The sequence below is a fragment of the Kineosporia sp. A_224 genome (genome assembly GCF_002198655.1).
In the GTDB taxonomy this organism is placed as follows: Bacteria; Actinomycetota; Actinomycetes; order Actinomycetales; family Kineosporiaceae; genus R-H-3.
The window spans coordinates 1-9171 of the sequence record NZ_MWLN01000236.1; the positions used below are offsets into that span (position 1 = coordinate 1).

The 9171-nt window shown below is 76.3% G+C and carries 8 protein-coding genes; 3 read left to right on the forward strand and 5 right to left on the reverse strand.

The genetic code is table 11. The features are described from left to right. The coding region (locus EDJALFJO_RS33885; protein WP_158220650.1) for an RNA polymerase sigma factor at window positions 1-660 on the reverse strand (660 nt) is incomplete at its 3' end. A 220-nt stretch (window positions 661-880) separates the two neighbouring features. On the opposite strand from EDJALFJO_RS33885, the gene EDJALFJO_RS32020 reads away from it, so the two are divergent. Next, window positions 881-1960 carry a hypothetical protein gene (locus EDJALFJO_RS32020; RefSeq protein WP_088290685.1) on the forward strand — a complete coding sequence of 360 codons (1080 nt, stop codon included), beginning with the start codon at window positions 881-883 and terminating at the stop codon, window positions 1958-1960. A gap of 42 nt (window positions 1961-2002) precedes the next feature. On the opposite strand, the gene EDJALFJO_RS32025 is transcribed toward EDJALFJO_RS32020, so the two are convergent. Then, window positions 2003-2761 (reverse strand): class II aldolase/adducin family protein, encoded by a 759-nt coding sequence (locus EDJALFJO_RS32025; RefSeq protein WP_088290686.1) that lies wholly within the window; start codon window positions 2759-2761, stop codon window positions 2003-2005. Window positions 2762-2953: 192 nt separating this feature from the next. Between EDJALFJO_RS32025 and EDJALFJO_RS32030 the strand changes: the two genes are divergently transcribed. Beyond that, on the forward strand, window positions 2954-3994 hold the full coding sequence (locus EDJALFJO_RS32030) for a hypothetical protein (protein ID WP_143448915.1): 1041 nt from the start codon (window positions 2954-2956) through the stop codon (window positions 3992-3994). Window positions 3995-4001: 7 nt separating this feature from the next. Here the strand turns inward: EDJALFJO_RS32030 and EDJALFJO_RS32035 are convergent, their stop codons facing one another. The 3 genes from EDJALFJO_RS32035 to EDJALFJO_RS32045 are packed head-to-tail and all read right to left on the reverse strand — an operon-like array spanning window position 4002 to window position 6621. Next, the gene (locus tag EDJALFJO_RS32035; protein WP_088290688.1) at window positions 4002-4757 is read right to left on the reverse strand and encodes a thymidine kinase; all 756 of its coding nucleotides are present in this window, start codon (window positions 4755-4757) and stop codon (window positions 4002-4004) included. Window positions 4758-4762: 5 nt separating this feature from the next. Next, a complete protein-coding gene (locus EDJALFJO_RS32040) occupies window positions 4763-6016 on the reverse strand; it encodes an alkaline phosphatase family protein (RefSeq protein WP_233150161.1) in 1254 nt (417 codons plus the stop codon). Further along, window positions 6013-6621 (reverse strand): DUF5998 family protein, encoded by a 609-nt coding sequence (locus EDJALFJO_RS32045; protein WP_198950845.1) that lies wholly within the window; start codon window positions 6619-6621, stop codon window positions 6013-6015. The genes EDJALFJO_RS32040 and EDJALFJO_RS32045 overlap by 4 nt, the downstream gene beginning before the upstream one ends. Window positions 6622-6940: 319 nt before the next feature. Here EDJALFJO_RS32045 and valS point away from each other — a divergent pair. Further along, the coding region (valS, locus tag EDJALFJO_RS32050) for a valine--tRNA ligase (RefSeq protein ID WP_088290689.1) at window positions 6941-9171 on the forward strand (2231 nt) is incomplete at its 3' end.

The window sequence follows — 9171 nt, forward strand, 5'->3', positions numbered from 1 at the left end:
AGCGAGACGTCGTCGAAGACCGGTGCGCCCGGCGGCCGGGCGGCCCGCCTGCGGCCCGACGGGGGCGGACCGGTCCGGCCCGGTGCGGTCCCGCGGTGCGTCGTCGCCGAGCAGCTCGACGAGCCGCGCCCGCCCGCGGCTCACCCGCGCCGCGACGGTGCCGGCGGGCGCCCCGCAGACCCGGCCGGCCTCCTCGTACGTGAGGCCGTCGAGGAGCACGAGCGCGATGGCCGTGCGCTGGTCGGGCGTGAGGGCGGCGAACGCCGCGGTGATCGACAGCCGGTCGACGGCGCGCTGCTCGGGCCCGGCGACGGCGCTCGGCGTGGCCTCGGCCTCCTCGCCGATCGGCGACCAGCGGCGCCGGCCCTCGGCCCGGAGGGTGTCGATCGCCGTCGTCCAGCAGATCCGGTGCAGCCACGTCCGGAACGAGGAGTCGCCGCGGAACCCCGGCAGCGACACGTACGCCTTCTCGTAGGCGACCTGGAGCACGTCGTCCATGAGCCAGCGGTCCTGCACGACCGACCAGACGACCGCGCGCATCGCGTCGTCGTGCTCGCGCAGCAGCGACGTGAACGCCGCGACGTCGCCCGAGCGCGCGAGGTCGAGCCGCGCGTCGCGCAGCCCGCCGTCGCTCACCGCGACCGCCCCGACATGTCCCACGCTCCTTGGACGACGCAGGGGCCGCTCGATTTGCGTCACGACGGAGAAACCTCGCCCGGACGCCGTGATCGCGAGCATAGGCGCGCGACCCGACGCACAGCCGCGGAAAAGGATCAGCAGGCGTGCAAATCCGCGGGTGCGGTCGTCGTCCAAGGGGTGTCGGGCCGCTCGGAGGGGCCCGGAGGACCGACCCCGGCACCACGACCCCAGGAGCGCAGCGATGAGCAGCTCGACCCTCTTCCGTCCCACGTCCACCGGTCCCACCGCCCGCCGCGCGGGACGCGTGGTCGGCCGCTCGCCCTGGCTGCCGGCCGGGCTCGGGGCCACCGGTGTCGTCGGCGTCGCCGCCGGCATCGCCCTGGCCGTGACCGGTGGGCCGGCCACGGACCCCGCCGTCCCGGCCGGCGCCCCGGCCGCCACGCCGGGCGTGGTGGCCGCCGCCCCGGTGTCCCCGTCGCCGGTCGCGCCGGGCCCGGCGGCGTCGACCCGCTCCGCGGAGCCGGCCGGTCAGGCGGTCCGGTCCGCACCGCCCGCGCAGCCCGCGAAGGCCTCCGTCTCGACGACGCTGCGCCTCATATCCGCCGCCGGCGCCCGGTCGGTCGTCGTGTCGGCGCTCACGAGCGGGACGGCGCCGCTCACCCTCGACGGCGCGCTGGGCAGCCTGAACACCGACCCGGAGTCGCCGGTCCAGGGTGTCGTCGTCGACTTCGGCGACGGTGCGAAGGACGGCGCGGACCCGGGCACCGCGGTCTGCGCCGAGGGGACGCCGCTGCGGCGCTTCCGCTTCTCGAACACCCTGCGGCACACGTACTCCGCACCCGGCACGTACACGCTCACCTACACCGTGCGGACGTGCGTGCCCGGGAAGGACGACGCCACGACGCCGACCACCCGCTCGCTGAAGGTCGTCGTCACGCAGGGGCCGGCGGCCGCCGCGCCGGTCACGACGCTGCGTCTGACGTCCGCCCCCGGGGAGCGCGCCGTCACCGTCGCGGCCCGGACCCGCGGCACGGTGCCGATGACCGTCGACGGCAGCACCGTCGAGCTGAACACCGGTCCGCAGGCCTGGCTCATGGGCACCGCCGTCGACTTCGGGGACGGTTCGGTCGACGGCTCCGACCCGGGCACGGCCACCTGCTCGTCCGGGACGCCGCTCACCACCGTCGACCTCGCGCGCCGGCTCGCGCACACCTACGCGAAGGCCGGCACCTACACGCTCACCTACACGATGCGCTCGTGCGTGCCCGGCACCGACACCGACCGGCCGACGACCGCGACCCTGCAGGTCGTCGTCCGCTGACCGCGCCGGCCGCGCTGCGGGCAGCAGCCGGGCCGGACCCGTTCAGCCGACGACGGACGGGTCCGGCACGTGCTGGCGCAGGAGCCACTGGAAGACCTGCCAGCCGGCGACGACGGTGCCGACGGACTCCTTGGCGCGGCGGGCTGCCTCGTCGCCGATCGGGATCGCCTGCGGTGTCTTCACGTGCACCTCGCACGTCCGCTCGAGCATGACGTACCAGCCGACGCACTCGTCGACCGAGCCACCGACGGTGAGCGTGCCGTGGTTGCGCAGCAGGACGGCACGGTGCGGGCCGAGGGCCTGCGCGATCCGCTTGCCGCCGTCCGTCGACACGATGTTCACCTCGTCGTCGTCGAAGACCGCGTGGTCCTCGAAGAAGGCGCACGCCTCCTGGGAGACCGGCCGCAGCGGCTCGACGAGCGCGGCGAACGGCGTCCCGTAGGGCGTATGGGTGTGGGCCGCGCTCACGACGTCGGCGCGCGCCTCGTGGACGGGCCAGTGGATGTTGTAGGCGGCGACGTTGATGTACCCCTCGCCCTCGACGACGGAGCCGTCCGGCGCGACGAGCACGAGGTCGTGGATCGTCATCCCCCCGAACGGGACGCCGTAGCGCGCGAGCCAGAAGTGGTCGAGGCGCTCCGGGTCGCGGGCCGAGATGTGGCCGTCCCCGAGGGACCCCCAGCGCAGCGCCCCGAAGACCCGGTAGGCGAGCGCCAGGCGGCGCATCCGGTGCAGGCGCAGGGCGTCCGGGTCGGTGATGTCCGGCTCGCCGGCGTCCGGGTCGAGGTGCGGCAGGGTCATGGAGCCACGCTAGGCCGCCGGTCCCCCCGGCGGAAGGGCCGCGCCGCGCCCGGGGTCGCGGTCCGCGAGGAGCCCGCTCCCCCCAGGTGCGGGGTGCTCGCCCGTACGTTGGGCCGATCCCCTGCTGTGCAAGGCCTCCGGGCCGTCGCGATGCACCACGATCGCTGCGTCCACCCCGACCGGAAGGCCGTCATGACCCGCCTGCGCGGCGACGACCCGCGGCTCGCCACCGCGGCGGTCGCGGGCCTGCTCGTCGTCGCGGCCCTGCTCGGCGGGGCCGACGACGCGTTCCCGAGCGGCAGCCCGGCGGACGGGGCGGACGCTGCGACGACGGCACCGGCACCGCCGCCCGGCGCTGCCCCGGCGCCCGTGGTCGTCACGGCGGCGAGCACCCCGGTGGTGACCGCGTCCGCGACCACCGCGGCGCCGTCCCCGACGACCGCTGCGGCGGCCGGCACGCCCGTCCCGGCCGGCGCCCGCCGGACCGTGCGGCTGCGCCTCGCGCTGCGCTCACGGCCGGGCGACGCCGCCGTCGAGGTGGCGGCGACGGCGTCCGGCTTCGCGCCGCGCGGCCTCGACGCGGCGACGGGCGGGCTCACCCCGGACGCCGGCGTCCAGGCCGTGCACGTGGACTTCGGCGACGGGACCCAGGAGAACCACCTGGACGGTGCGGCCTCCGCGACGACCGTGTGCACGAAGGGGGCCCCGCTCGGGGTGCTCACCGTCGGCGGGGTCCTGCGGCACTCCTACGCCCGGCCGGGCCGGTACACGCTCACCTACTCGCTGAGCACCTGCGCCACCGGGTCGGCGCAGGCCCGGACGACGTCCCGCGACCTCGTCGTCCGGGTGAGCGAGCCGCCGCCCCCCGCGGACGGCGTCGCGCTCGGGCTGCGTGAGGCGTCCCCCGGCGGCGACCGGGTCGTCGAGCTCTCCGCCACCGCGTACGGGACGGCACCACGGGGCGTCGACCCGGGCACCGGCCGGACGTCGGCGCACGCGGCGGTGCTGGGCGTCGAGGTCGACTTCGGCGACGGGACGCTCGACGACTCCTCGGGGGCCGGCGTCCGCTGCGACCCGGCCGCCCCCGCAGGCACGCTCTCGTTCACCGACACCCGGCGCCACACGTACACCCGCGCCGGGCGCTTCACCGTGACGTACACGCTGCTCACGTGCACCCCCGGCGGCAGCCGGCCGTTGCCGACGACCCGGACGGTCGAGGTCTCGGTCCGTTGAGGCCGGGTCAGTCGAACAGACGCAGCGTCTCCAGCCGCTCGACGGCCGCGAGGTCGACCTCGTCGAGCCCGAGCGGGAGCACCTCGGGCGAGAGCGCCGCGGCCCGGGCGTCGGCCGCGCTGAGCCGGCGCATGTGGTGCTTGCGGCAGAGGGTCTCGTACCCGACGGCTCCCGCGTCCGAGGCCTCGGCGTCCAGCCCGGAGACGTAGGTCTCGCCGCCCTCGGCCTGGGAGGCGTTGACGTCCCCGACGACGACCTGCTCGCCCTCGACGACCATGTGCCCGCCGACGGTCCGGGCGTTGTGCGTCGCCCGGGCGCCGCACCAGCACAGCGCCTCGACCTGCAGCAGCTCGACCCGGTCGGCGAGCTCGACGAGCCGCTGCGAGCCGGGGAACAGCCGGGTCCGGAAGTCCGCCGTGATGCCGAACGCGAAGACGTCGACGCCGAGCTCGTCGACGACCCGGGCGAGCTGCTCCACCTGCTCCGGGGTGTAGAACTGCGCCTCGTCGCACACGAGGAAGTCGACCCGGTCGCCGTGCATCCGCCGGGCGGTGACGTCGTCCCAGAGGTCGAGCCCGTCGGCGACCTCGACGGCGTCCGCCTTGAGCCCGAGGCGGCTCGACAGGACGTTCGCGCCCGCCCGGTCGTGCCGGGTGTACGTCACCCCGGCGAGCCCGCGCGCCGCCCGGTTGTGGGCGAGCTGCAGCGCGAGCGTGGACTTGCCGCAGTCCATCGTCCCGGAGAAGAAGACGAGCTCCGCCAACGGTCCTACCTCCCGGTGCCGTGCGTGACGACGAGGGGCACGAGGGCCTCGTCGGGGGTGCGGGCGCCGTGCAGGCCGAGCAGGCGCAGGATCTCCGGACGCGCCGTCCGGGAGTCGACGACGGCGAGGTCGCCGCGCATCGACGTGACGACGTCACCGATCCGCGGCAGCACGCGCTCCTCGACCGGGCCGAACCACCCGGCCGCGACGGCCTCCTCGCGCAGCAGCACGGTCGCCCGGTCGCCGAGGCGGGCCCGCCAGGTCGCCGCGACGTCCGCCGCGGCCCCGGGCCGGCAGTAGAGCTGGACCGAGCGCGGTTCGCCACCGACGTGCCGGACGCCCGCGGCGAGCTCGGCGTCCTTCCCGAGGTCGAGCCGGCTCTCGAAGGGGATGTCGACCATCCCGTGGTCGGCGGTGACGACGACGAGCGTGTCGGAGCGCAGCCGGGCGACGAGGGTGCGGACGGCGCCGTCCACCGCCGTGAGCTCCTCGCCCCACTCGAACGAGCCGCTGCCGTGGACGTGCCCGGTCTTGTCGAGGTCGCCCCAGTACAGGTAGACGACGACGCCGGGCCCGGTGCGCGGTGCCCGCCGGACCGCGGCCAGCGTCGCCTCGACCCGGTCGTCGAGGGACGCCGCGGCGACGAACCTCCCGCCGCGCAGCGCGGCCTCGGTGAGGCCGGAGCCGTCGAAGTACGCGGGACCGACCCGGACGACGTCGTGACCCGCCCCGGCGAGCTCCTCGAAGACCGTCGGCAGCGGCTGCCAGCGCCGCGGGTCCACCTGCGGGTCCCAGGCGAGCTCGTTGAAGACGACGTCGCGCGCGGGGTCGAGCACGTCGAGGCCGACGAGCCCGTGGCTGCCGGGGAGCGTCCCGGTGCCGAGCATCGCCATGCTCGTCGCCGTCGTGCTCGGGAACCCCGACGTGAGCGTCGAGGCGCCGGCCCCGGCGCGCAGCCGGCGCAGGAACGGCGCGTGCCCGCCGCGACGGGCCAGGAGCAGGTCGCCGAGGCCGTCGACGAGGACGACGACGGCGTTGCGGGCCGGCGGCAGCACGACCGCGGGTCCGGACCGGTCGCCGGCGAGCGGGTCCTCGACGGTCGGGCCGGTCCGCACGCCGACCGCTGCGGCGACCGCGGGCATCACGTCCGCGAGGGTGCCGGCGACGGGCGGGTACCCGGTCAGGTCGACCGGGCCGGTGAGCCCTGCATCGGTCGGCCCGTGGGTGGTGGGGCCGGGGGCGGTGGGGCCGCCGGTCACCGACGGACGGTCGCCGCGGAGAGCGCGCGGGCGAAGGCCAGGGCGGCGGTGACGGCCTCGGCGCCCTCGGCGTCCGCGGAGATCCGCACCGAGATGTCCTCCGCGGTCGTCGTCCCGGTGTAGCCGTGGTCGGCGTCGCACTCGGGGTCGCCGCACGTGGCGGGCTCGAGGTCGAGCCGGGCGACGACGCCCCAGCTCACGGTGAGGGTCAGCTCGCGCGGCGCCGCACCCGGGCGGTGCTTCTCGGGGCGGGCCACCGCATGGCTGAGGACGACCGACCGGACGGCGTGCAGCGGCACGGCCTCCGTCGACGCCGACGCGTACGGCTCGGGGCTCAGGGTGTCCGGCTCGTGGTCGTCGGCGTGCGCGACGACGAGCCGGGTCGGGGTGAGGACGAGCACGGTGACGTGCCGGCGCACCTCGTCGCGGTCGAAGGTCGTCTCCGGGTAGACGAGGTAGGCCTGGGTCTCCTCCCCCGCCACCGCGACGTCGAGGACGTCGCAGACGATCGAGGGGTAGTACCCGGCCCGTTCGACGTCGGCCCGCAGGCCACGCGGCAGTCCTGCCGAGGCCTGGCTGAGGGGCGTCCCGTGTCGTTCACGCACCCGCACATCCTCGCAGATCGCGCGCTCCCGCGGTCCGCGCGGCGCAACGGCCCGCAACCGGGCGGCGCCGGCCCGCCCGGCGCGCTACCGTCGAGGGGTGACCAGCCCCTTCGCGACCCTGGCGACGCAGACCGCGTCGGTCCGAGTAGCCGGCTGAGGCGCCCGCGGCCCGGGCCCGTCGGCGACCTGCCGCGCCCGGTCCCCGAGAACCACCCGGACGACGCGACGCCCCGTCGCGTGCGGGCGCCGGACGACTCCCCCGTCACCCGTCCGCGACGCCGCCACGAGCGCACCGCGGCACGTCCGCCAGGAGCCCGCAGTGACCACGGAACCCACGACCGGCACGACACCCGCCGCGCTCCCCGAGCGCCCCTCCCTCGACGGCCTCGAGGCCCGCTGGGGCGCCCGCTGGGAGACCGACGGCACCTACCGCTTCGACCGCACCCGCAGCCGCGACGAGGTCTACTCGATCGACACCCCGCCGCCCACGGTGAGCGGGTCGCTCCACGTCGGGCACGTCTTCTCGTACACCCAGACCGACCTCGTCGCCCGCTTCCGCAGGATGCGCGGGGCCGAGGTGTTCTACCCGATCGGCTGGGACGACAACGGCCTGCCGACCGAGCGGCGCGTCGAGAACCACTTCGGCGTCCGGTGCGACCCCTCCCTGCCGTACGACCCCGGGTTCGTCGTGCCCGCCGCGCCGGCGCGCCCCGGGACGCCGAAGACCCCGGTGTCCCGCCCGACGTTCGTCGACCTCTGCCTGCGGCTCACCGCGCAGGACGAGCAGGCGTTCGAGGAGCTGTGGCGGCGCCTCGGCCTGTCCGTCGACTGGACCCGCACCTACACGACGATCGGCGCACCGGCCCGGCGCGCCGCGCAGACGGCCTTCCTCCACGCGCTCGACCGGGGCGACGCCTACACCGCCGAGGCCCCGACCCTGTGGGACGTCACCTTCGCCACGGCGGTCGCCCAGGCCGAGCTCGAGGACCGCGAACGGCCCGGCGCGTACCACCGGCTGGCCTTCGCCGTCCTCCCGCCGGACGACGGAGCCGTTGCGGCGCAGGGCGTTCCGGCCACGCTCGAGATCGACACCACGCGGCCCGAGCTGCTGCCGGCGTGCGTCGCGGTCGTCGTCCACCCGGACGACGAGCGGTACGCCGGGCTCGTCGGCCGGCGCGTGGCGACGCCGGTGTTCGGCGTGCCGGTGCCGGTCCTCGCGCACCCGCTCGCCGAGCGCGACAAGGGCACCGGTGCGGCGATGGTCTGCACCTTCGGCGACCTCACCGACGTCGTGTGGTGGCGCGACCTGCGACTGCCCGTGCGGTCGGTCGTCACCCGGGACGGCCGGGTCGCGGCCGAGCCGCCGGACGGCGTCCGGGACGACGCGTCGTGGCAGGCCCTCGCCGGAACGACCCTGCACACCGCGCGCGAGCGGGTCGTCGGCCTGCTCCGGGCGTCCGGCGACCTGCTCGGCGAGCCGCGCCCGATCACGCACCCGGTGAAGTTCTACGAGCGGGGCGACCGGCCGCTGGAGATCGTCACGAGCCGGCAGTGGTTCGTGCGCCTGCTGACCCGGCAGGACGACCTGCTGCGGGCCGGCGCCGACCTGCACTGGGTGCCGCCGTTCATGAAGGCGCGGTACGACGACTGGGTCCGCGGGCTCACGGGTGACTGGCTCGTGAGCCGGCAGCGGTTCTTCGGCGTGCCGGTGCCGGTCTGGTACCCGCTGGACGCCGACGGCGAGCCGGACCACGCGCACCCGCTCACGCCGTCCGCCGACCGGCTGCCGGTCGACCCCTCGACGGACGTCCCCGCCGGGTACGCGCCGGGGCAGCGCGGCGAGCCCGGCGGGTTCGCCGCCGACCCGGACGTCCTCGACACGTGGGCGACGTCGTCCCTGTCCCCGCAGATCGCCGGCGGCTGGCTCGACGACCCGGACCTGTTCGCCCGGGTCTTCCCCATGGACCTGCGCCCCCAGGCCCACGAGATCATCCGGACCTGGCTCTTCTACACGGTGCTGCGCGGGCTGTCCGAGCACGACGGGCTGCCGTGGCGGACGGCGCAGATCTCCGGGTGGGTCATGGACCCGGACCGGAAGAAGATGTCGAAGTCCGTGGGCAACGTCGTCACGCCCCTGCACCTGCTCGAGCGGTTCGGTGCGGACGCCGTGCGCTACTGGGCCGCCAAGGGCCGGCCCGGCACCGACACGACCTTCGACGAGGGCCAGATGAAGGTCGGCCGGCGGCTCGCGACGAAGCTGCTCAACGCGGCGCGTTTCGTGCTGCTGCAACCGGTCCCGGACGACGGCGCCGGGACCGCCGGCGACCCCGGCGCAGCCGTGAGGCACCCGCTCGACCGCGCGATGCTCGCGGCGCTCGACACCGTCGTCGCCGAGGCGACCGCCGCGTTCGAGGCCTACGACTACACCCGGGCGCTCGCCGTGACGGAGGCGTTCTTCTGGTCGTTCTGCGACGACCACCTCGAGCTCGTCAAGGGCCGGGTGTACGCGGCGGGGACCGGTCCGGCGGGGGCGCGCTCCGCGGTCGTCGC

Bases quoted from the DNA above. Each gene is read 5' to 3' on its own strand.
- EDJALFJO_RS32020 (WP_088290685.1), top strand. From the start codon at position 881: ATGAGCAGCTCGACCCTCTTCCGTCCCACGTCCACCGGTCCCACCGCC.
- EDJALFJO_RS32025 (WP_088290686.1), bottom strand. From the start codon at position 2,761: ATGACCCTGCCGCACCTCGACCCGGACGCCGGCGAGCCGGACATCACC.
- EDJALFJO_RS32030 (WP_143448915.1), top strand. From the start codon at position 2,954: ATGACCCGCCTGCGCGGCGACGACCCGCGGCTCGCCACCGCGGCGGTC.